The 22772-nt window shown below is 71.0% G+C and carries 15 protein-coding genes and 1 pseudogene; 8 read left to right on the top strand and 8 right to left on the bottom strand.

Features of this window, described 5'->3' with window-relative positions; all coding sequences use genetic code 11:
- Position 1 precedes the first annotated feature (1 nt).
- From ACWIE7_RS02100 to ACWIE7_RS02090, 3 genes and pseudogenes are all read right to left on the bottom strand, one after another.
- Positions 2-457 (bottom strand): hypothetical protein, encoded by a 456-nt coding sequence (locus ACWIE7_RS02100; protein ID WP_454068482.1) that lies wholly within the window; start codon positions 455-457, stop codon positions 2-4.
- Positions 454-834, bottom strand: a complete 381-nt coding sequence (locus ACWIE7_RS02095) for a DoxX family protein (RefSeq protein WP_454057408.1) — start codon at positions 832-834, stop codon at positions 454-456. The genes ACWIE7_RS02100 and ACWIE7_RS02095 overlap by 4 nt, the downstream gene beginning before the upstream one ends.
- Positions 835-911: 77 nt before the next feature.
- A pseudogene (locus ACWIE7_RS02090) lies at positions 912-2555 on the bottom strand (AMP-binding protein).
- A gap of 209 nt (positions 2556-2764) precedes the next feature.
- On the opposite strand from ACWIE7_RS02090, the gene ACWIE7_RS02085 reads away from it, so the two are divergent.
- Positions 2765-3823 (top strand): NAD(P)-dependent alcohol dehydrogenase, encoded by a 1059-nt coding sequence (locus ACWIE7_RS02085; protein WP_452100930.1) that lies wholly within the window; start codon positions 2765-2767, stop codon positions 3821-3823.
- Between the two features lie 212 nt (positions 3824-4035).
- Here ACWIE7_RS02085 and ACWIE7_RS02080 read toward each other — a convergent pair whose 3' ends face one another.
- On the bottom strand, positions 4036-5379 hold the full coding sequence (locus ACWIE7_RS02080; protein ID WP_454068481.1) for a cryptochrome/photolyase family protein: 1344 nt from the start codon (positions 5377-5379) through the stop codon (positions 4036-4038).
- Positions 5380-5509: 130 nt separating this feature from the next.
- Between ACWIE7_RS02080 and ACWIE7_RS02075 the strand changes: the two genes are divergently transcribed.
- Positions 5510-6187 carry an HD domain-containing protein gene (locus ACWIE7_RS02075; RefSeq protein ID WP_454068480.1) on the top strand — a complete coding sequence of 226 codons (678 nt, stop codon included), beginning with the start codon at positions 5510-5512 and terminating at the stop codon, positions 6185-6187.
- A 10-nt stretch (positions 6188-6197) separates the two neighbouring features.
- Here the strand turns inward: ACWIE7_RS02075 and ACWIE7_RS02070 are convergent, their stop codons facing one another.
- Positions 6198-6848: a hypothetical protein gene (locus tag ACWIE7_RS02070; protein ID WP_454057411.1), complete on the bottom strand. Its 651-nt coding sequence runs from the start codon at positions 6846-6848 to the stop codon at positions 6198-6200.
- A gap of 124 nt (positions 6849-6972) precedes the next feature.
- On the opposite strand from ACWIE7_RS02070, the gene ACWIE7_RS02065 reads away from it, so the two are divergent.
- Positions 6973-9897, top strand: a complete 2925-nt coding sequence (locus ACWIE7_RS02065; RefSeq protein WP_454068479.1) for a PD-(D/E)XK nuclease family protein — start codon at positions 6973-6975, stop codon at positions 9895-9897.
- Positions 9894-13349, top strand: a complete 3456-nt coding sequence (locus tag ACWIE7_RS02060; RefSeq protein ID WP_454068478.1) for a UvrD-helicase domain-containing protein — start codon at positions 9894-9896, stop codon at positions 13347-13349. The genes ACWIE7_RS02065 and ACWIE7_RS02060 overlap by 4 nt, the downstream gene beginning before the upstream one ends.
- Here ACWIE7_RS02060 and ACWIE7_RS02055 read toward each other — a convergent pair.
- Positions 13342-14631 (bottom strand): DNA gyrase subunit A, encoded by a 1290-nt coding sequence (locus ACWIE7_RS02055; RefSeq protein WP_452100936.1) that lies wholly within the window; start codon positions 14629-14631, stop codon positions 13342-13344. The genes ACWIE7_RS02060 and ACWIE7_RS02055 overlap by 8 nt on opposite strands.
- Positions 14632-14854: 223 nt before the next feature.
- Here ACWIE7_RS02055 and ACWIE7_RS02050 point away from each other — a divergent pair, with 223 nt between their 5' ends.
- Entirely contained in the window at positions 14855-15247 is a 393-nt protein-coding gene (locus ACWIE7_RS02050) for a hypothetical protein (RefSeq protein WP_454068477.1), read from the top strand.
- Here ACWIE7_RS02050 and ACWIE7_RS02045 read toward each other — a convergent pair.
- Positions 15237-16085 (bottom strand): tyrosine-protein phosphatase, encoded by an 849-nt coding sequence (locus ACWIE7_RS02045; protein ID WP_452100938.1) that lies wholly within the window; start codon positions 16083-16085, stop codon positions 15237-15239. The genes ACWIE7_RS02050 and ACWIE7_RS02045 overlap by 11 nt on opposite strands.
- A 212-nt stretch (positions 16086-16297) precedes the next feature.
- On the opposite strand from ACWIE7_RS02045, the gene ACWIE7_RS02040 reads away from it, so the two are divergent.
- The gene (locus tag ACWIE7_RS02040) at positions 16298-18025 is read left to right on the top strand and encodes an AMP-binding protein (protein ID WP_454068476.1); all 1728 of its coding nucleotides are present in this window, start codon (positions 16298-16300) and stop codon (positions 18023-18025) included.
- A 25-nt stretch (positions 18026-18050) separates the two neighbouring features.
- Positions 18051-19139 carry an SMP-30/gluconolactonase/LRE family protein gene (locus ACWIE7_RS02035; protein WP_454068475.1) on the top strand — a complete coding sequence of 363 codons (1089 nt, stop codon included), beginning with the start codon at positions 18051-18053 and terminating at the stop codon, positions 19137-19139.
- Positions 19140-19172: 33 nt separating this feature from the next.
- Here the strand turns inward: ACWIE7_RS02035 and ACWIE7_RS02030 are convergent, their stop codons facing one another.
- Positions 19173-19613 carry a DUF4870 domain-containing protein gene (locus tag ACWIE7_RS02030; RefSeq protein WP_454068474.1) on the bottom strand — a complete coding sequence of 147 codons (441 nt, stop codon included), beginning with the start codon at positions 19611-19613 and terminating at the stop codon, positions 19173-19175.
- Between the two features lie 90 nt (positions 19614-19703).
- Here ACWIE7_RS02030 and ppc point away from each other — a divergent pair, with 90 nt between their 5' ends.
- Complete coding sequence (gene ppc / locus ACWIE7_RS02025; RefSeq protein WP_454068473.1) at positions 19704-22631, top strand: phosphoenolpyruvate carboxylase; 2928 nt, start codon at positions 19704-19706, stop codon at positions 22629-22631.
- Positions 22632-22772: the final 141 nt, after the last annotated feature.

The raw sequence follows: 22772 nt of genomic DNA, 5'->3' as shown, positions 1-22772 counted from the left end.
CTCAGTACAGGTAGACCACCGCGTTGTCACCCCCGCGGCAGATGATGCCGCCGTTGTTGTGGTTGTCGATACAGCCCATCTCGTAGCTCTGGCCGGTCGTCGGGCTGTCCGCCTCGACCATCGCGGGATCCCCCGGGCGGGCGGTGCGGAAGTAGGCGTTGCGGACCGCGACGGCGAACGCGCAGCTGGTGGCCTCAGTTCCCCGACCCGATCTGGGCAGGACTGCCTCACCGGAGTCGCTGCACTCCTCGATGACGCCCGGCGGCCCGTCCACGACGCTCGTCGTGGCGGCCCCCGACGTCGGCGTGGCGACCGTGTCGGCCCCGTCCCCGGCCGGCCCGCGCACCAGCAGGAGGATTACCACGGCCAGCCCGACGACCAGGAGCGCCGAGCCCGCCGCCGCCAGGACCAGACCCACGCCGGGGCCCCGGCGCCCGCCCGCGCCGGGGTCGCTCACGCGTCGCGGCGGATCTTGTCGGCGGCCATGATCATCGGGATCTGCAGCGGCAGCCGCCCCCACGCGATCACCTGGTACGGCCAGACCGGCTTACCCCGCCACGCCCGCGCCATCTGCAGGTTGCCGGGGAACACGCCCACGAACAGGGCCGTTGCGGCCGCGCCACCGAGCGCGCGCGTGTCGCGGTTCGCCAGCAGCCCGGCCACTGCCAGCTCGACCACACCGGAGCCGTACGTCCAAGCCCGGCGACTGCCGGGCAGCTCGGGCGGGATCAGCCCGTCGAATGGCTTGGGTGCCACGAAATGCAGCACGCCCATCGTGCCGAGAGCGGCGGGCATCGCCCAGTAGCGGACCGTCTTGGAGGTGGCGTATCTCATGCGCAGAGACTACGTCCAGGGGCCCCGACGCGGCACCGTCCGGGTCGGGAGCTGCGCGCCCAGCAGTGCCGGTCCCGTCACGCCCGCGTGGCCGCGAGCTCGGCGTACGCCGTTCCGCGCTCCTCGCGCTCCCACCAGGTGTCGGGCTGGCTCCCGTCGACCGCTGCGCCGCCCACGCCCTGGGTGATCAGCTCGCGCTTGAGGATCTTGTTGGTCGCCGTGGTGGGCAGCTCGTCGGCGACCCGGACCCAGCGCGGCCACGCCTTGGGCGACAGGTCGGCCTGGGCGGCGAGGAACTCCTCGAACCCGGCCGGGTCGATCCGGGCGTCGTGTCGCGGAACGATCGCCGCCGCCAACTGGTCGCCCGTCCCGCGCGGGTCGGGCAGCCCGTAGACCGCGACGCGGGAGACCGCCGGGTGACGCAGGAGGATCTCCTCGACGATGCCGGTGGCCAGGTTCTCGCCGTCCACGCGCAGCCAGTCGCTGCTCCGGCCGGCCATGTAGACGAAGCCATCCTGATCGCGGTAGGCCAGGTCACCGGACCAGTACATGCCGTCGCGCAGGCGGTCGTCGGTGGCGCCGGCGTCGTTGTAATAGCCCGCGAAGAAGCCGGCGCCCTACGTGTTGACGAGTTCGCCGACATACTCGTCGAGATTGGTCACGGCGCCGTCGTCGTCGTACATCGCCCGGGGACACTCGACCCCGGTGACGGGGTCGTACACGGCGACTCCCGGGAACGGTTCCCCGATGGACTCCAGCGGTGAGTGCTCGGTGCGGACGATGATGATCGCGAGTTCGGTCGAGCCGTACCCGTCCTTGACGGTGCAGCCGAACCGCTTCGCGAAGGCCGGGATGTCCTTGGGGGCGGCCTCGTTGCCGAAGGCGGCGCGCAGGGTGGTCTCGGCGTCGTCGGGCCGCGGCGGGGTGTCCAGGATGTACGCGAGCGGTTTGCCCACGTAGTTCATGTAGGTCACGCCGTAGCGGCGGATGTCGTCGCCGAACCGGGTCGCGCTGAACCGGCGCGCGAGCACCATGGTGGCGCCCACGGCGATCGCGGGCGAGAAGCCGCTCATGATGGCGTTGGAGTGGAACAGCGGCATGGACACGTACAGCACGTCGTCGGCCGTGAGCTCGAAGGTCGACGCGAGCGACTCGCCGGACATGGTGACCGTGAAGTTCCCGACCCGCACGGCCTTGGGCGCGCCCGAGGTTCCGGAGGTGAAGATGAGCATGAACGGGTCACCGGCCTCGACCGTGGGCGGGTTCTCCGGCGGGGATGCGGCCTCCACGAGCGCGACCCACTCGTCGGAGTCGGTGTCGATCACGCTCACGTCGCCCAGGTCCAGCCCGTCCAGCAGCGGCTTGAGCTGCGAATCCGTGAGGATCACCTGGCAGTCTGACTTCCGGATGTCCCGGGCCAGCCCGTCTCCGCGGCGGGTGGCGTTGATACCCACCGTGACGTAGCCGCCGAGTGCGCCGGCGGCCAACGCGTAGAGCATCTCCGGGGTGTTCTCGAGCAGCGTGCCGACGTGGCGGGGGCGGGCCGAGTCCGGCTGCGCGTTGTCGAGACGGGTCCCGTCGAGAACCTCGGTGATCACGCCCGCCCGCTTGCCCGCACCGCGGAGGTAGTCGCGCCAGCTGATCTCGAGGTCCTCGAAGTGGATCGCCGTCCGGTCGGACTCGGCGTGACGGAGGAGCTGTTCGCGGACGGTGTCGGCCATGGGGATCCTTCGCTGGCGGAGGGGTGTGACCCACATCATAGACAGGCGCCTGACGGGTGTCAGCAATCTCTGGCTCACCTACCCTTGGCGACTCAGGTGCCCCCGGAGGCTGACCCGCGCCCACCGGCCCCGACCGGGGCGGCTGCAGGTGTGTCACGTCAGTAACTACTGTGGGCGAGAGCACCTGCCTCGAGCTACGGGAGATTCACATGGACGTCGCCGCCGTCACCGCGATCGCACCGGACAAGCCTCTGGAGAAGACCACGATCCACAGGCGGGACACCGGCCCGGACGACGTGCTCATCGAGATCGAGTACTCCGGCATCTGCCACTCGGACATCCACCACGCGCGCGGCGAGTGGGGGCGAACCATGTACCCGACGACGCCCGGTCACGAGATCGTCGGCATCGTCCGCGAGGTCGGCTCGGAGGTCACCCGGCACTCGGTCGGCGACCGCGTGGGCGTCGGCTGCATGGTGGGTGCCTGCCACGAGTGCTCCTCGTGCGAAGCCGGCCAGGAGCAGGAATGCGAGCGCGGGGCCGTCATGACCTACGGCTCCCCGCTGCCCGAGGACTCAGTGGAAGGCGCCTCCACGCAGGGCGGGTACTCGACGCACATCGTGGTAGAGGAGCGCATGGTCGTCTCCGTCCCCGACGGTCTCGATCCGGCCGCCGCCACGCCGCTCCTGTGCGCGGGCATCACCATGTACTCGCCGCTACGACAGTGGAACGTCGGCCCGGGTTCGAAGGTCGCGGTGGTCGGGATGGGCGGCCTCGGGCACGTGGGCGTGCAGATCGCCGTGGCGATGGGCGCCGAGGTCACCGTCCTGTCGCAGACAACCTCCAAGCGGGACGATTCGCTGCGCTTCGGCGCCGTCGAGCACTACGCGACCGCCGGCGACGAGGGCAAGCAGAACCTGCGCAACCTGATCGGCACCTTCGACGTCATCCTCAACACGGTGTCCGCTCAGCTGCCGCTCGACCAGTTCATGCGCACGCTCAAGCCCCGCGGAGCGATGGTGGAGATCGGGATCCCGAGCGAGCCGATGTCGCTGCGCGCGGGGTCGGTGACCGGAGGGCGCAAGATCCTCACGGGGTCCATGATCGGCGGCATCCCCGAGACCCAGGAGATGCTCGACTTCTGCGGCGAGCACGGGATCACCGCCGAGATCGAGTTGATCGCGGCCGACAAGATCAACGAGGCCTACGACCGCGTGGTCCGCTCGGACGTGCGCTACCGCTTCGTGATCGACGCCAAGACTTTTTGACCACCGCGCCGAGAGGTTGAGGCCAGTCCGCATACAGACGGCCGGTCCGAACAGCGTTCCCGCCGGAGCGCCAACTTGGGCTCACCTCGTCGTCGTCATCACAGTGCGTCAGCCTCTACGACGGGGCGACTACCGCGAATGGTTCCGGGAGGCGCCGACCTCCACTGCGGCGACAACGACGAAACGATGCCGTCTACACACATATGCGGACGTCACACGTCCCGTGCGAGTTCATAGCGGCGCAGTGCCTCGCGGCGCTCCTCCGCGTGATCGACGATCCGCTCCGGGTACCCGTGGTCGTACCCTGCGGAGTTCTTCCACGGTTCATGGGCATCGCTTCCCTGCAGGTGGGCGAGTTCGGGAACCCACCGCCGCACGTAATCACCCTGCGGATCGAACCGTCGCCCCTGGGTAACCGGGTTGAATACCCGGAAGAACGGGGACGCGTCGCTCCCTGTCCCGGCGACCCACTGCCACCCGTGGTTATTGGAGGCGATGTCGCCATCGAGCAACAGGGACAGGAAGTGACGTGCGCCCACCGGCCACCACACGTGGAGGTCCTTGACCAAGAAACTCGCCGTGACCATGCGGACGCGATTGTGCATCCACCCCTCGGAACGAAGTTGCCGCATCCCCGCGTCCACGAACGGGTACCCGGTGCGCCCCTCTCTCCATGCCTCCACCAGACCAGCCACCTCCGGTCCGTCGTCATACGGCATCGCGGACAGCTCGTCGCGGAGGTCACGCCACGCCGAATCGGGTCGATGCCAGAGGACATCGGCGTAGAACTCCCGCCACGCCAACTCGGTGACGAACCGGTGCGCCCCGTCACCGGAAGCGGACCGGTGGGTGGCCAGTTCGGCCAGCATCGTCCGTGGATGGATCTCGCCGTACTTGAGATGTACCGACAGCCGACTGGTCGTGTCGAGATCAGGACGATCCCGCCCCTCCTCATATCCGCCCAGGTCCTCGGCGAGAAACGTGCGCCAACGGTCGAGCGCGGCGGCCTCACCGACTCCGGAGGAACGACCGATTAGCTCCTCGCCCGGTGCCGTGGCCCACCTGACGTCCACTGGCAGGCGACCCGGCCCGGGCCAGCCGTGGTCGTGCCAGGCGCGCGAGAACGGGGTGAACACCTTGTACGGCTCACCCGAGCGGTTGAGGATACGACCGGGTCCGACAGCGTACGGCGAGCCTGTCTCCACCAACTCGCGCTCATGGCGTTCGAGCGCGACGCGGACACGGTCGTCGCGGCGCCGACCGTAGGGTGACGGCTCACGCGAGATGTGCACCTGCCGACAGTCGGCCTCCTGGGCCAGGTCGGCGATCACCTCCGCCGGATTTCCGGTGCGCACCACCAGTTTGCCGTCCATGCTCTTCGACAGGGCCGCCAGGGACGCCTCGAGTCGTTCCACCCGCGCCCCTCCGCCGGCCAGCAGTACCGGATCACGGACGAACACCGGAAGGACCTCATCCGTCGATTCGAGAGCGGCGAGGAGGGCTGGATGGTCCGCCAACCGCAGATCGCGGCGGAACCACACAATCGAGGTACTCACACGGCTCCCGACCGTCCGGGAACGGGGACGCCGGACCGCACCGACACTAGCGGCCCGCCGTGCCGGGCGTCTTCCGATCTTCCTTACTGGCGCCCGCCGCCGTGTCGGACCCATGGTGTCTACTGAGGGTGTGGCCGGGACCCCGGTTCCCGCGGTCCCGCAGCCACCACCCGGCGGCGTCGCCCGGCGCCGGGATCTCTCCCCCGAGGAGTTCCTCATGCCACTCACCTGGACCCCCACCGTCGACCGCGCGCTCGCCGTGGCCGCCCGATGCCATGCCGGCCAGACCCGCAAGGACGACCCGACGCCCTACATCGCCCACCCCGTCGCGGTGGCGATGATCGTCTCCGACTTCACCACCGACGAGGACGTGGTGGTGGCCGCGCTGCTCCACGACGTGCTGGAGGACGTTCCGCCGTCGGTGTACTCGGCGGCCGACATGACCGCCGAGTTCGGCGAGCGCGTCACCGAGATGGTGCGCGGAGTATCGGAGGAGAAGACGGCTGGTCAGCAGACGCCGCCGTGGCGGGTGCGCAAGGAGGGCTACCTCGCGCAGTTGGCCGACGACTCCCCGGAATGCCTGCTCATCTCGGCCGCCGACAAGATCCACAACCTGCGATCGATGGTCGCGGCGCACGGTCGCCTCGGCGACGAGATGTGGGGATTGTTCAACGCCGGGCCGGACGAGAAGTTGTGGTTCTACGGGGCGATCGCCGACACCGTCTGCCAACGCCTCGGGGACTGCGCGGCGTCGCGCGAACTGCGCCGGGCGGTGGACGACGTGGCCACGCTCGCACCCACGGGCTGATCTGCGCAGGTCAGTCGGCCCAGAAGGAGACCATGGACTGGCTGGAGATCACGGCGCCGTCCTCGTAGATCACCATGCCCGCGGGACTGATCGAGTACACGACGCCGTTGTTGGCGACCGTCGCGGTGCCGCCGGCCACGACCGGATCGTCCACCTCGACCCCGGAGCCGCCGGCCGACCCGCGGTAGTAGTAACGACCGTTGTCGGGGTTGATGCAGATCGAGAACGACGCCTGCGTGGTCCTTCCGATCATTGTCGCGGGGTCGCCGGCGTTGCACCGGGCCTGGCGGTTGCCCAGCCACCCTGAGTAGTCCGCGCCGGACGGGTACCCCGCCGACGGGTTCGGGCGCGGCGCGGGCGCCTCGCGGGTCACCGTGACCGTCTCGCGCTGCGGCGGGGTGGTGAAGGCGGTCTCGGTGACCGGGGACTGCGAAGGCTGCGCCGCGGTGGTCGACGACGACGAGGCCACCACACCTCGAGCCTGCCCGTCTCCGGAGGGTCCGCCAGGACGCAGGAAGAGATAGGCGACCACACCGAGCAGTGCCAACACCAGGACTGTCAGCAGGGCGATGAGTGCCGTCATCGGGCCGGAGATCCCGCGCTTCTGTTCGGGCTGATAGCCACCCCAGCCTGCCCCGCCACCGTGCCCGTCGTATGTCATCGATCTCTCCCCCGGCCGCGCCCATCAATGTGATCGGACGGTAGCAGGCCCTCTCCACGATTGACCGGCGTCGCTGCCATCCGTCCCCACCGGCGATGTCGTACCCGTGGGGCACCATGGCCTTGTGACCGGATTCCAGGCCCATTCCACCGCAGTCGCGGACGCGGTTCGTCGTGTCCGAGCGCGCGATCCTCTCTCCCGCATCACCGTGATCGTGCCGTCGTTCGGGGCGGCTCGGGACCTCGTCCGGGCACTGGCCCTGTCGGGCGGCGCGGCCAACGTGGCGGTGCGGACCGCGGCGCAGGTCGTCGCCGAGCTGGCGGCTCCCGCTCTGGCGCCACGGGCCGCCCTGCCGTTGCCATTGCTGGCCGCCGCGGTGGACAAGGCGCTGGACTCCGACCCGGGCCGGTTGCAGGCGGTGGCCACGGAGCCGGTCACCGGGCAGGCCGTGGCCCGGGCCTGCCTCCGGCTGGGCACAGTCGAGCCCGGGTCGGTCGCGCCGGAGACACCGCTGCACGAAGAAGTACTCCGTCTCTCGCGGGAGGCCCTCGTGCGGAGCGGCACCGCGTATTACACGCAGTTCGAAGCGGTCACCACGGCCCTTGAGCGGCTGGAGCTCCTCGGGAGCGTGATCGTGGCGGCGCCGCTGCGCGGGACCGAGGTCGAGCGACGGCTGCGGGCGGCGCTCAAGGCCCGCGGGGTGGAGGCGGTACCGGGCACCGGGTCGGACCACCTGGCCTCCGCTGCGGAGCCGGACACCGAGAGCGCGGTGACCGGCACCCACGTGCTTCACGCCTCGGATTCGGACGATGAGATCCGGGCGGTGGTCCGCTTCGTCCGGTCGCGACTCGCCTCCGGCATCCCGGGCCACCGCATCGGCGTGTACTACCCCTCGCCGGATCCCTACCAGCGCCTGTTGCACCGAGCTTTCGCCGAGGCCGGCATCGCCGTTCACGGGCCGAGCGACTCCGGGGTAGGCCGTTCGGCTGCCGGCCGGTCGCTGATCCGGTTGCTGCAGATGGATCACGACCTGATGGGGCGGGCGGAGCTGCTGTCGATCGTGGCCGAGGGGGCCGTGGTCGCCACCGATGAGAGCGGGAAGCAGGTGTCCTCCCGCCGGTTGGAGCTACTGACACGCACGCGCTTCCCCGTGATCGGAGGCGCCGACTGGGACCGCCTGGCCGAGTCGCTGCGCGTCGAACCGTCAGAGCTGAGCGAACGTGACCGGGAGGCGGCCGCCGCCGTGCTGAACCTGATCACGCGAATCCGCTCCGGCCTGGCAGCCATCGATACCGCGGCGTCCTGGGCGGAGACCGCCGAGGCGGCGGATCGCCTCGTGACGGCGGTCTTCCGGCAGAGCCCGGACCGTGCGGCAGTGCTGGCGGTCGTCGCCTCGCTGGCCGACCTGGACACGATCGCGCCCGCCATCACCCGCGATCGTGTCGTGGGCGCCATCTCCTCGCGTCTTGACCCGATCACCGATCGCATCGGTGACGAAGGCGCAGGGGTCGCGTTGGGACCGATCGACGACGCCGTGGGACGGGATCTGGACACGGTGTGCGTGGTCGGCATGGCCGAAGGCCTGCTGCCGGTGCTGGGCCGACCCGATCCGCTGCTTCCCGAGGGCGCGGTCGAGCCGTCCGCCTCCGAGCAACTCGACGAGCGGTACCGGGTCCTGCAACTGGCCCTCGTCGCCGGCGCCACGCATCGGTTGTGTTCCTTCCCCCGGGGGTCGATGCGGGGCGGCGGGGACCGCATCCCCTCCCGGTGGCTGCTGCCCACACTGTCCCGGCTCGCGGGCGCCAAGGTCCACGCGACCCGCTGGCAGGAGGCGGTCGCGGAATGTCCGACCGTCACCGCCGTGCCGTCCTTCGTCGACGGCATCCTCAACCCGCTGCCCGTCCTCGGTTCGGACCCCGCGACCTCCGCCGAACTGCGCATCCGGACACTCGCCGGTTCCGCCTGGCGGGTCGGGGCCGACTCACCCGACCTGCTCGTGCGCGCGCATCAGTTGCGCGCCGATCGCCGGCTGGGCCGCTTCACCCGGTTCACCGGGGACGTCTCCACTGCCGCGGATCTGCTCACGGTGCTGGATCGCCCGCTCTCTCCGACCCGTCTCGAGGACTGGGCCCAGAGCCCGTACCTGTTCTTCCTCAGCACCATCCTTCGGGTCCGAACACTCGACGATCCCGCCGATGCGATCGAGATGGATCTACGCGACTACGGCGACCTCGTCCACACGATCCTCCAGCGCTACGTCGACGACCGGATCGAGATCGGTTCCGGACCGGACCGGGACCTGCTGATGTCCGCGCTCAAGACGGAGTGCGATGCCGTTGTGGCGTCGTCCCCCGGGCTCGTCGCCTCGCTGTGGCGGCGCCGCGAGTTGCTGCTCCGGGCCGAGCTCGACCGGTGGTTCGACGAGGACACGGCCGATGCCGACCAGGGCTGGCGCCCCACCGCGACCGAGCTCGGCTTCGGCCGGGCGGATGACGCCGGCGAGGTACTCGAGATCCCCTACGAGGTGACCACCTCCACCGGCACCACGTCGCTGCTGCTCGCCGGCTCGATCGACCGCATCGACAACCGGTCCGGAGCCCAGCGCGTGACCGACTACAAGACCGGCAGGAAGCCCGAGGACGACGATCAGCCGACAACGGAGGACCCCACCAGGTCGGGCACCAGGTTCCAGCTGCCGCTCTACGCCGAAGCGGCGGCTGCTGCCCGCGACCTGCCGGTGAGCGAGGCACGGTACTGGTACTGCACCGAGAAGGGGGAGTTCACCCAGATCAGCCTGGCGATCACCGACCAGCTACTGGACCGTGTTCGCGCGGACGTCGGTCACCTGGTGGACGCCCTCCAGCGCGGATGGTTCCCGCTCAAGGGCGGCCGGGGCTCGTCCCGCGATCTGGCGAACATCCTCGGGGGCACCGACCTCGACGACGCCTGGGCCGTGCTCTCCACCGCAGAACCGATGACCACCCATCCCGCGTTCGCCGGCCTCCTGAGCGCCGACCAGATCCAGAACGAATCGGAGTCGCGCCCATGACCGATCTCACCGATCAGACCGCCCGCGACCGGGTCGAGTCCGACACCTCCGCCACCCTGTTCGTCGAGGCGGGAGCCGGCACGGGAAAGACGTACGCGCTGGTCCGGCGGCTCAGCGCGCTGTTACTGGACGACGAAGTGCCCATCGACCAGATCGCTGCCATCACGTTCACCGAGAAGGCCGCCGCTGAGCTCCGCGACCGGCTCCGCGTGCACCTGGTCGACGAGCGGGACAAGGGCGACCGCCGAGCCGACGCGGCGCTCGCGGGGCTGGACACGGCCGCGATCGGAACGCTGCACTCGTTCGCACTGCGGCTGCTGTCCGAGAACCCCCTCGAGGCCGGGATTCCGCCACGGGTCACCGCCCAGCAGGACACCGCCGAGTCCGCCGCCGTCGACGCCCTCTGGCAGGAGTGCGCCACCCTCCTGTTCGGCAGCGGTCCGACCGCGACCCGGGACGGCGACCTCGCGCGGGCCGTCGACGACATGCTCGACGCCGGGGTGGGCCCCACCTCGTTCCGCGAGGTCGTCGAGGCACTGCACCGCGACTGGGACCGGCTGCCGGCCGGGCCTCTCCACGACGGCGCGCAGCTGCCGCCGAATCCCGACCTCGGCGAGGTCGTCGCGGCCGTCGGGTCGATCGTGGGCTGGCGCGACTCCTGCCAGGACGAGACCGACCTCCTGTACCAGACCCTCGGCAAGCACCAGACCTGGCTGGAGGACCTCGACGCGGCTCTTGCCGATGCCACGTCCGCGCCCACATGGGTCGAACTGCTGGGTAAGCCCGTCGGGCCCGGAAACGGTGGAAAGGGCCCCAACTGGGGAGGCACCGACGTGGTCAAGGGCATCAAGGATGAGATCAAACAGCTGCCGGGGATCTGCGAGAAAGTCATGGGCACGCACTGGCGCCCCCGCATCCAGCTGACCCTGGATGCTCTCATCCCGGTAGTGCGCAGGCACGCCGACGAGCGGCGTCGCCACGGCACCCTGCAATTCCACGATCAGTTGGTGCTGGCCCGCGAGCTGCTTCACGACCGCGCCGTCCGCGAGCGGGTCCGAGACCAGTACAGACGGATCCTCATCGACGAGTTCCAGGACACCGACCCGATCCAGCTGGACCTGGCGGAGTTGCTCACCGCCGCCGCAGACGGGCCAGGTTCCGAACCCGGCCGGTTGTTCACGGTCGGAGATCCCAAGCAGTCGATCTACCGGTTCCGGCGTGCCGACATCTCCACCTACCTCCGCGCCCGCGGGGGCCGCGACGAGTCCGATCCCTCCGTCGAGGTCGAGCAGCTGAGCACGAACTTCCGGTGCTCGCGGGCGGTGTTGGAGTGGGTGAACACGGTGTTCGGCGAGGTACTGCTCCCGATCGAGGGGATCCAACCCGAGTACCGCGCACTCGCCCCGGCGCCAACGCGGCCCGCGCACGATCCGAAGCACGGGCCGGCTCCGTTCGTCTTCCGGACCGAGGACGCTCCCGAGCACTGCCCGGACGACGCCAACGACGGTCAGCGGCGCCACTGGACCGAGGCGGCCGATGTGGCACGAGTGATCGCCACCGCGATCCGAGAGGGCTGGACCCACGAGTCGAAGGACGGGGAGCAGACCCCCTTGCGGCTCGGCGACATCGCCATCCTCCTGCCATCGCGCGGATCTCTGCCGATGCTGGAGACCTGCCTTGACCACGCCGGGATCGACTACCGGACCGAGGCGTCGTCGATCGTCTACGGGACTCCCGAGATCCGCGAGCTGTTGCTGGCGGTGCGGGCCATGGCCAACACCGCCGACGAGGCCTCGCTCGTGGGAGCGCTGCGGTCCCCGCTGTTCGGCTGCGGCGACGACGATCTGCTGCGCTGGCATGCGGCAGGCGGCACGTGGTCGCCGTACGCCCGCGTACCCGACGAACTCGACGACTCACCCGTGGCCGAGGCGATGCGCTACCTTTCCGGGCTCTCGCTCGAGACCCGGCGGCCAGGCGAATTGCTGGAAAGGCTCGTCAACGACCGCATGGTGTTCGAATCCGTTGCCGAGTCACCGCGGCGTCGGGACCTGTGGCGGCGCATCCGCTTCGTCATCGAGCACGCCTGGCAGTGGGAGGAATCGGCCGCTGATCCCGCCCGCGCTGACCTGCGAGAGTACGCCGATTGGGCACTGTCGCTCACCGCCGAGGACGCCCGGGTGCCCGAGGCGGCGATCCCCGAGATCGGCGTGGATGCGGTGCGCATCACCACCATCCACGCGTCCAAGGGACTGGAGTATCCGATGGTCGTCCTCGCCGGAATGAGCCGAAAATGGCCCGACGACCGGGCGCGACTGCTCTGGACCGAGGACGAGCCGCCGCGACCCGTGGCACGGTTCTCGACGACCGTGCGCGACCCGGCGTTCGCCGCTGCCGCCGACCGCGAGAGGGAGCATTCGCGGGCCGAGCGGATCCGGCTTCTCTACGTGGCCACGACCCGGGCCGAGAGCCGCCTGGCCGTGTCCGGGCACGGGTACGCACTGTCCAAGGCCGCCAAGCCCAAGCCTCTCTCACTGTGGGGATCGCTGTTCGGGTCGGTGGTCGAGGAATCCGATGCGCCTGCGCTGGTGGAGTACGGGAAGGGCATGCTGCAGAGCGCACCGGTGCCGGCCGTCGACATCCCCGACGCGCTCGAGTGGGCCGAGCGCAGTCGTGAGATCACCGCCCGGTCGGCCGAACGCGCAGGCTGGTCAGCGACACGTATCGTCCACCCCGCGGACCCCGCAGAACCCGGCACACTGGGCGTGCTCGACGGCGCGGAGCGGGAGTCCGGCGATGCGGAGGGGACGCCCTCCCTCCCCGAGCAGCTCGCGACCGCCCTGCGTGAGCGGTTCGCCCCGGCTCCCGCGCGGGCGGAGGAACTCCCGGCAAAGCCCCGCAGTTCTCCGATCGCCGCCGGGCCCGACGTGGGGACGGCTGTGCACTATCTGGCCGAGCACTCGGACCTGGCCGCGCTGCACAACCCGGAAGCCGACACCGCCGCCGCTCTGAGCGAGTGGCAGGGCTGGGCCGAGGGGCAGCTTCAGGCCCTGGGGCTGAGTGGGGGTCTGCGCAGCGCCCGCACGCCGGAGGCTGTCGCCGAGATGGTGGCGGTGGCCCGAACCGCGCTGACCTCGGAGCCCGTTCGCCGGGCCGCGACAATGCGGCACTGGGCCGAGCTGCCGGTCGCCGGCCCCCTGACCACGACCGACGGGGCGACGGTCGCGGTGGACGGTGTGGTGGACCTCGTCGTGGACGAGCCGGACGGCACGCTGTCCGTCGTCGACTACAAGACTGATGTCGCCGTCTCACCGACAACCGTCGACGAGTACCTGCTCCAGCTGTGCGCGTATGCGCAATTGCTCGCCACGGCCACCGGCAGGACTGTGTCGCGGATCGAGCTCGTGTTCTGCCGGGGCCCGCGGGCGTCGGTGGTGACGCGCGAACTCAGCTGAGGTTGGTCCACACCACGCGGCCGTCGACGACAGCCCCGACAGCCGCGTCGCAGGACGAGCCGGTCGTCAACGACTGGTACAGCTCCACGAGCAGGTCGACCACCGAGTCCCACAGGCGGTGCAGCGGCTCGTCGCCGCCGTACGCCCAGACCGAGCCGGCGTCGGAGCCGTCACCGTAGACGACCGCGTAACCGAAGCCACGGCGCTCGGCGATCGGCCACAGACGAGAAGCCCATCGAACATCGGAGCCCGGCCGGGACCCGAGCCCGCCCTCGGACATCGCGCTCTCGAACCGGACGGACTGCGCATCGAAACCCTGGCCGGCCGAGAGCGGCTCGGCGAACGGGAACAGCCCTTCCAGGGAGTCCAGACCAGTCCGACGTAGATGCCACAGCAGGGTACGTATGCCCGCCTGGTCGTCCACCCCGCAGCTGTCGAGCAGCGCCCCCGACTCATCGGACGAGGAGCGCGGGTCATCGGACCACGCCCCGGTCGGTGGCCGCACGCCGACCATCATGGCGATCGCGTCGCACAGCTCGCCGATCTGTTCGTTCAACACGGCGGACGCGTCCTCGCGCGCCGACATCGAGCGCCGGGCCGGGCGGGCCGAGCCCGCGGCCGAGTCCGCAGCCGAGTCCGCAGCCGAGCCCGCGGCTGGGGCTGCGGCTCGCGCCGGAACGACCGGCGGTCCCGGGGTGCCCGCCACGGCCCGGGGCGCGGGCTCCGGCGGGACCGAGAGAAGCGGCGGCGCCTCGATCTCGGGCTTCTCCATCGCGGAGCTGATGCCGGCCAGGACGCCGTCGAAGGCCGCGCCGAAGTCCGTGCTCCAGTCGGAAGCGGGCGCGGCGTCCCACTGCGGGTCGGCGGCATAGCGGGCGGAGTGAGGGTCTTCGGAATGGGAGTCGGTGTAGGACGCCGCGGGTGTCGTGGGTTCAGGCGCCGGAGCGGGATCAGACCCGGCGGCCGGGATCGCGGGCAGCGCGCCCGTCACGTCGGCCAGGAGGTCCATCCGTGCGCGACGACCGTCGTCGAGACGTCTGCGCTCGGAGCGTGTGAAGGACATGACCGGCAGGGTCAGCAGCAGCGCCGCCTGGCGGCCGGTGAAGCCGAATCCGAGCTTGAGCGCGCGCCGTGCCTCGACCGGGGATTCCGCCTCCCGGATGACCTCCATGACCGCGTCGAGGTCTTCGGCGGCCAACAGAATCGCCTCGGCCTCGTCATACGCGCGTTCGAGATCATCCCCGGGTCCGAACCATCCCCCATCTGCACTGATCGCACCCATTCACGGCCCCGTTCTCTCACACATCCGGCCCGACCGGCACCGGACGCCCGGAATCCTACGCGTACTCGGCCCGGATCAGCCGTCCGTTCTCCGCCTCGACCACGGGGGCTGTGACCGAAATCTCCTGACCACATCGCCGTGCTGACCTGCGGCGACGCCCACCGGTTGCAATCTTCAGGATTGTGGAAGGTTCGTCGCGACAGAACTACGTAGGGTCAAAAGTATGAGTAACCGTCTGGCACTGCAGGCGTGGGAGGGCCCGCAGCCTGACACCGAGCACACCGAGCACGCCGACCCGGAGCATCCCGCGCCGGCGCCGTCCGCCGCGCACAGCAGCGCGGCGGGCACGGACGCGGCGCTCCTGCCGGCCCCACTGCACACACTGGGCGCCGCCACACTCGGTGGCCTGGCGGGGCTCGGAGCCGTCTACCTGGTGGCGTCGCGGCTGGCCGGGACGTTGGCGGCCGTGGCGGCCGTCGTCATGATCTTCGCAGTGACCATGGCCGGGCCCTGGGTCCACGCCCGCGCGGGCACCGAGCTGGGCCGCGTGATCGCCGTGGCGCTTCAGGCGGTGGCGTTCGGCGGCGCGATCGGCGGCCTGACCATCATGACCTGAGGCGCGTCCCCAGGGCGTCCACCGCGTCGCCGTCCATCCCGGCACCCTCGACGAGGTACCGGCGGATGTCACCGAACTCCTTCTCGAGCGCCGCGAGCGAGCGCCGCATGTTGGCCTCCTCGACGCCCATCAGCTCCTGGATCGCGTCGGCCTGGTGGGGCATCTTGACCCGCACGTACTGCATGATCGCCTCGGTGAGATCCGCGGTGTTCTTCTGCGAGATCATGTAGTCGGCCACCACGTCCTCGTGCGACACCCCGGCGAGCAGCTGCAGGATCGCGGAGGTCCAGCCCGTGCGGTCCTTTCCGGCGGTGCAGTGGACGATCGACGCCCCCGTCGACCCGGCCACGGCGGTGATCGCCCGGCCGAACGCGGTGCGCTCGGCGTCGCCGAGGATGAACTGCTCGTAGGTCTGGGCCATCTCGGCGCGCGCCTCGTCGACGCTCACGATCCCCGAGTTCATGAGGGTGGCCGCGCTGGACTTGCCCTGGAGGATGTCGACCTGCACATTCGTCGCACCCGGAACCGGGACGTCCGGCTGCTGGGACACCTCCATCTCGGTGCGCAGATCGACGATGGTGGTCACGCCGAGGGTTTCGAGAACGTCGACGTCGCCGCCCATGGCTGAGATCGCGGCGGACCGGAAGACGATCCCGCGCGCCATGGCCCCTGCGGGGGTGACCGGGTAGCCGGGCCCGGCCACGTCCCGGAAGTTGTGGATGCCGGACAGCGTGACCGCTCCGTCGGCGCCCTCGATCCGGCTGCGGACCACCGTGTCGTCGTCGTTCCCCCGGTCGATCTTCGTACCCGCGCTGCCGTTCCGGTCCTGTCCAGCCACTATCCTGCGCTCCTTAGGCGATCCGGACGCCGACGATCGAGCGCCATGAGGTCTTTCTTACCGCATTGCCGCGCCCGATGGTTCGCGGCTGCCTGACGAGTGTGGAGTATCGCCCCGGTCGGGGGCGGGGCGGCCGAGGCGCCCTGACAGGTGTCAGGAATGCGGGGTGATCCGCCGCCACGCGGCCCCGCCATGGCCTACTCTCGCGATCCATGGGCCCCGCCGCTATCACTCCCGGACGCTTCAACCCCGGGCACGCCATGCCGCACGCGACGTTCGGCGACATCCTGCTCGAGCGCGCGACCGACGACCACCCGGGCCTGCGCTTCGAGGACTCGTCATGGTCGTGGCGCGAGTTCGTGGCCGAGGCCGCCGTACGCGCGGAGATCCTGCGTGACCTGTCGCGGGAGTACGCCGGCTCCTACGCCGACCGGCCCGAGCGTTACCGCCGGCTGCATGTCGGCGTCCTGCTGGAGAACGTGCCCGAGTACCTGTTCCTGGTGTGCGGCGCCGCGATGGCGGGCGTGACGATCATCGGCATCAACCCCACGCGCCGCGGCGCGGAACTCGCCTCGGACATCCGCGGCGTCGACTGCGACGTGATAATCACCGACGACGACGGCGCCGCGCTGCTCGCCGGCCTGGACACCGGTGGCGCCGGGAGTGTGGGAGTGGAGTCCGCGCGGTGGCGGGAGCTGCTCGCCGCGCATGCCGGGGCCGAGCCGCGGCTGGACGAGGCCGCGCGCGACCCGCACACGCTGCTGGCCCTGCTGTTCACCTCGGGCTCGACGGGTGCGCCCAAGGCCGTGATGTGCTCGACCGGACGGCTGGCCATGCTCGGCACGGTCAACTTCCGGGGGCTGGTCCGCAGCGACGTCACCTACAACGCGATGCCGCTGTTCCACGGCAACGCCCTCATGGCCGCGTTCGCGCCGTCGGCCTACGTCGGCTGCACGTTCACGATGCGCCGCACGTTCTCGGCCTCGGGTTTCCTGCCCGACGTCCTGCGCTTCGGCGCCACCTACGTCAACTACGTCGGCCGCTCCCTGTCGTACGTACTGGCCCAGCCCGAGCGGCCGGAGGAGGCGCACACGGCGCTGCGGATCGTGTTCGGCACCGAGGCCTCCGTGCACGACCGCGCCGAGTTCGCGCGCCGGTTCGGCGTGACGCCCGGCGAGTCCTACGGCAGCAGCGAGGGCGGCGTGGTGATCTCCCGGACCCCCGACACCCCGCCCGCCGCGCTCGGGGTCGCGGGGGCGCACATGGACGTCGCGATCCTCGACCCGCGCGGTCGCGAGTGCCCGCCGGCGCGCTTCGACGCCGACGGCGGGCTCGCCAACGCGGCCGAGGCGATCGGCGAGATCTGCAACCTCAGCGGTGCCGCGCTGTTCGAGGGCTACTACCGCAACCCGGAGGCCACCGCCGAGCGCAATATCGGCGACGTCTTCCACTCCGGCGACCTGGGCTACAAGGACCCGGACGGCTTCTTCTACTTCGCGGGCCGCTCCGGCGACAAAATCCGCGTGGACAGCGAGAACTTCTCCGCCGGCCCGATCGAGCGGATCCTCGATCGCTTCCCCGGCGTGCTCGTGGTGGCCGTGTACCCCGTGCCCGACCCCCGCACGGGCGACCAGGTGATGGCCGCTATCCAGCTCGAACCCGGGGCCCGCTTCGACCCGGCCGCCTTCGGCGAGTTCTGCCGCGCCCAGCCCGACATGGGTACCAAGTGGGCGCCCCGTTTCGTGCGGATCCTCGAGGCGATGCCGGTCACCGCCACCCGCAAGATCTCCAAGCCGAGCCTGCGTCGCGAATCCTGGACCGAGCCGGGTGAGGTCTACCTGCGGGATCCTTCCGGCGAGTACCGCCTGCTGACCGACGCCGACCGCGCCGCGCTGCTCGCCCAGTACGAGACCCACGGCCGCCGACCCGCCGGCGTGTGAGTGAGCGGGGTGTGAAGATAGGACCATGCAGCCTCTCCGCCCGGTGATCGCGGCCCTCGGTGTCGCCGTCGTCGTCCCCACCGTCGCTCTGACCGGCGCCGCGTCCGCCGACCCGCTCGGCTCGGCGGTGGTCGGCGCGGCCACCTCGCTGGGTGCCGTCGGTGCGCCCGCGTCGGGGTCGGTGGAGGCGTTGCCGTCGGGCTCCCACGCGGGCTCGGTCGACGCGCTCGACGCCGGGTCGGACGCGGCGTTCGGCCTGGGGGCGTCCTCGGACTCCGCCGGGGCCCCGATCGGCGCGTGCGAGGGCCCCACGCCGCGCGTGATGACGTTCGGCACCACCCCGCCGCCGGTGCTGGGCTGGACCGAGAACATGGCGTTCGACGGCGAGGGGCGCCTGTGGGTGTCGAAGACGTTCCTGGACCGCGTCGACGCGTACGACGACGACGGCGAGGTGGTCGCCAGCGTCCCCGTGCGCGCGCCCGGGGGAATCGCCCCGGGTCCCGACGGGCGCATGCACGTCGCGGCCGGCACCGGCTACCTCGCCGACCGCTCCGACCTCGTCACCTTCGACCCCGCGGCGGAGCGGCCGGAGGCGCGCATCGAGGCCCGGCTGGAGAACCGGAAGAACGGGCTGGCCGTGGATTCAGACGGCAACCGCTACCTCACGAGCCTCGAGGACACCGGGCTGACCAGGGTCGGTCCGGACGGCGAGGTGGAGCACGACTGGTCGCGGGCCGCCACGCTCGGGGTGTCCAACGGCATCGCGATCGAGGGCGACACCGCGTACGTCACGCAGTCCACCGACCGGACCGTGGTGCACGCCGTCCCACTGGACCGGCCGGGCGAGTGGACCACCACCGAGCTGACCGCGCCGCCCACCACGCCGCGGGGGCTCGACGATCTCGACATCACCGCCGAGGCGCTGTTCGTGACCTCGTGGTCCTCCGGCGAGGTGTACCGGATCGACCGGGCCAGCGGCGAGGCGTGCGTGCTGGTCGGCGGGATCCCGCGGGCGACGAGCGTGCTGGTGGCCGACGGGTTCGGCGACTTCGGGCCGGGCGACCTGCTGGTCACCTCACTGCACGGGCCGATCCGGCACGTGGCGCTGGGCTGAGGCCGGAGTCAGAAGCGGCTCAGCACGCGCGGCTCAGCGCAGAACCTTGAGCTGGAACGGGTAGTTCATCGTCTCGCCCTTGGTCGCACGGAGGGTGCCGATCACGTGGCCGATGATCTGGCCGAGGAAGGACACCGCGAGCAGGATCAGACCGATCGGGATGCCGATGACCGTGATGATGAAGATCCAGCCGACGATGCTCATCAGCCACAGGCCGAGGTTGAAGTTGAACGAGCCCGCGGCGGCCTGGCGGACGAACGGGCTGCGGTCCTTGTAGATCAGCCACATCACGAGCGGGCCGACGAAGGACAGCCACCCGGCCGAGATCACCATGGCGATGAGGCTGGAGGCGTGCGCGAGGGCCGCGGCGGTGCGGTGTTCGGAGTCGACCGGGACGGGCTGGGCAGGCTGGTGGCCGTAGGGGCCACCGGGGGTGGGCTCGCCGTACTGCTGGAATCCGGGCTGCTGCGTCATGCCTCCAGTGTCCTCGCCTGGCGGCGGGCCCGCATCAGGGATGTCCCGGGGATTCACGCGGATGTCACACCCCGCGCCTACCCTGGCGCCATGGCCGACCACTCCGCGCCCGACCACAGCGAGCCCACCCAGTCCGAGTCCGTTCTGCCCCCGGCCGTCACGACCGACGGGCCCGACCCGCTCGAGGGGGCCGTCGCCCCGTTGCGGGACGACGTGCGGTTCCTCGGCGCACTGCTGGGCGACACCGTTCGCGAACAGGAGGGCCGCGAGGTCTTCGACCTGGTGGAGACCGCCCGTCGCACCGCGTTCGCCGTCCGCCGCTCGCAGGCCGACCGCGACGAGGTGGCCGCCCTGTTCACCGACGTGCCCACCGATCGGGTGATCCCGGTGATCCGCGCGTTCTCTCTGTTCGCGCTCCTGGCCAACGTCGCCGAGGACCTGCACCAGGAGCGCCGCCGCCGGATCCACACCGCCGCCGGCGAGCCCCCGCCGGACGGCGATCTCGACGCGACCTGGGCCCGCCTGGCGGACGTCAAACCCGATCCCGAGCGGCTGGCCGCCGTCCGCGCCACCGCCCGCGTCGCGCCCGTGCTCACCGCCCACCCCACCGAGACGCGCCGCCGGACGGTCTTCCAGGTCACCCGGCGGATGCTCGACCTCATGCGCCGCCGCGACGCCCTGCGCACCGGCCCCGCTGACCGGGTGTCGGAGGCGGAGATCGAGGCGATCGAACTCGACATCCGCCGCCAGGTGCTCACCCTGTGGCAGACGGCCATCATCCGCAGCGAACGGCCCCGCATCGAGGACGAGGTCCTGGGCGGACTGCAGTACCACGAGGCCACGCTCATGGACGTGATCCCGCCACTCAACGCGGAGATCGCCGAACGGCTGGGCTGCGGCGACCGACCCATGGTGCGCCCCGGCTCGTGGATCGGCGGGGATCGCGACGGCAACCCGTACGTCACCGGGGACGTGGTGCGGTTCGCCACCGGCCAGGCCGCCGCGCTGCTGCACCGGCACTACGCCGACCAGCTGCGACTGCTCGAGCAGGAACTGTCCCTCTCGCAGCGCCTGGTGGAGGTGCCCGCCGAGCTGCGAGACCTCGCGGACTCCCTCGCGGAGACCGACGAGCGGGGTGCCGCGGCGCGCGAGGACGTCCCGTTCCGCCGCGCCGTGCGGGTGGTCCGGCGCCGGCTCGCTGAGCGGGAGAGGGCGTTGTCGTCGTCGGGATCATCGCGCGGGGCGGTGGGTGCGGCCGGTGGCGACGACGACGAGGCCTCCACCCCGGCCCCGTACACCTCCCCCGCGCAGATGCTGGCGGACCTCGACGTGATCGACGTCGCGCTCGGTGACGTCGGCGGCGACCTGCTGCGGACGCCGCGCCTGCGTGACCTGCGGTGGGCGGTGCGCACGTTCGGGTTCCACCTCCAGGCGCTGGACATGCGGCAGAACTCGGAGTCCCACGAGGAACTGCTCGGCGAGCTGTTCGCACTGGCAGGCGTGAGCGAGGACTATGCGGCGCTCGACGAGGACGCGCGCGTGAAGCTGCTGCTGGCCGAGCTGTCGCACGACCGGCCGCTGCTCGGCCCGCGCGCGGAGCTGTCCGAGACGGCGGCGCGCGAGCTGGGCGTCATGCGGGCGGCGGCCGCGGCCGTGGACCTGCTCGGGCCCGAGGTGGTGCCGCACTACATCGTGTCGATGTGCGGGTCCGTGTCCGACCTGCTCGAGCCCGCGATCCTGCTGCGCGAAGTGGGACTGTTCTCCGGCGATCCGGCCGAGCCGCGGTCGGGCGTGCGGCTCATCCCGCTGCTCGAGACCATCGACGACCTGGCGGCCGGGCCCGGCATCCTCGACGCCGCGCTGGCGATCCCGCAGTTCCGGGCCCTCGTGCGCGGGCAGGGCGACGTGCTCGAGGTGATGCTCGGCTACTCGGACTCCAACAAGGACGGCGGCTACCTGGCCGCCAACTGGGCGCTGTATGAGGCCGAACGCGATCTCGCCGAGAGCGCGGCCCGCGCCGGCGTACACCTGCGCTACTTCCACGGCCGCGGCGGCGCGGTGGGCCGGGGCGGTGGCAACTCCTACGACGCGATCCTCGCCCAGCCGCCCGGCGCGGTGCAGGGGGCGCTGCGGATCACCGAGCAGGGCGAGGTCATCTCGGCCAAGTACTCCGAGCCGCAGCGGGCGCGCCGGAACCTGGAAGCGCTGGTCGCGGCCACGCTCGAGGCCTCGCTGCTGGACGTCGAGGGACTGGGCGAGGATGCCGGCGAGGCCTACGAGGTGATGGGTGAGCTCGCGCGGCTCGGGCGCGAGGCGTACGCGTCGCTGGTTCACTCCGATCCCGGGTTCATCGAGTACTTCACCACCTCGACGCCGGTCAGCGAGATCGGGGAGCTCAACATCGGGTCCCGGCCCACGTCCCGGAAGCAGACCGCCGGGGTCGAGGACCTGCGGGCGATTCCGTGGGTGCTGTCGTGGTCGCAGTCGCGGGTGATGCTGCCCGGTTGGTTCGGGGTGGGCACGGCGTTGCGTCAATGGGTCGACGGCGAGGGCTCGGCGGGTAGCGCGGTCGGCGCCGCTGCCGGATCCTCTGCCAGCTCTTCGCCAGAGCAGCGGCTCACCACGCTGCGGCGGCTGTACGCCGACTGGCCGTTCCTGCGCACCACGCTGTCCAACATGGCGCAGGTGATGGCCAAGGCCGACATGGATCTCGCGGGCCGCTACGCCTCGCTGGTTCCCGATGCCGAGGTGGGCCGGCGCATCCATCGCGTCATCTCGGAGGAGTTCGACCTGGCGCGCGAGATGCTGCTGTCGGTGACCGGCCACGAGACGCTCCTCGACGACAACCCGGCGCTCGCCCGGTCCGTCCGCAACCGCTTCCCGTACCTCGAGCCGCTCAACGTCCTGCAGGTCGAGCTGCTGCGCCGCTACCGGTCCGGAGACGAGGACCCGAAGGTCCGCACCGGCATCCAACTGACCATGAACGGCCTGGCCACGGCGCTACGCAACTCCGGCTGACCGGCCCCCTTTCCTCCTCAAGAGCGTTCGGCACACGTTTCGCCAGGGCGGTCTCAGGGAGTCAGCGCAACACCGTTGATGAGTTCGTTCATCTTGACATGGGGGCTGAGGAAGCCGTGGAGGGCGCGGGGGCGGATGTTG

The sequence above is a fragment of the Dietzia sp. NPDC055343 genome (assembly GCF_053645265.1).
This window is presented reverse-complemented; position numbering and strand designations above follow the sequence as displayed.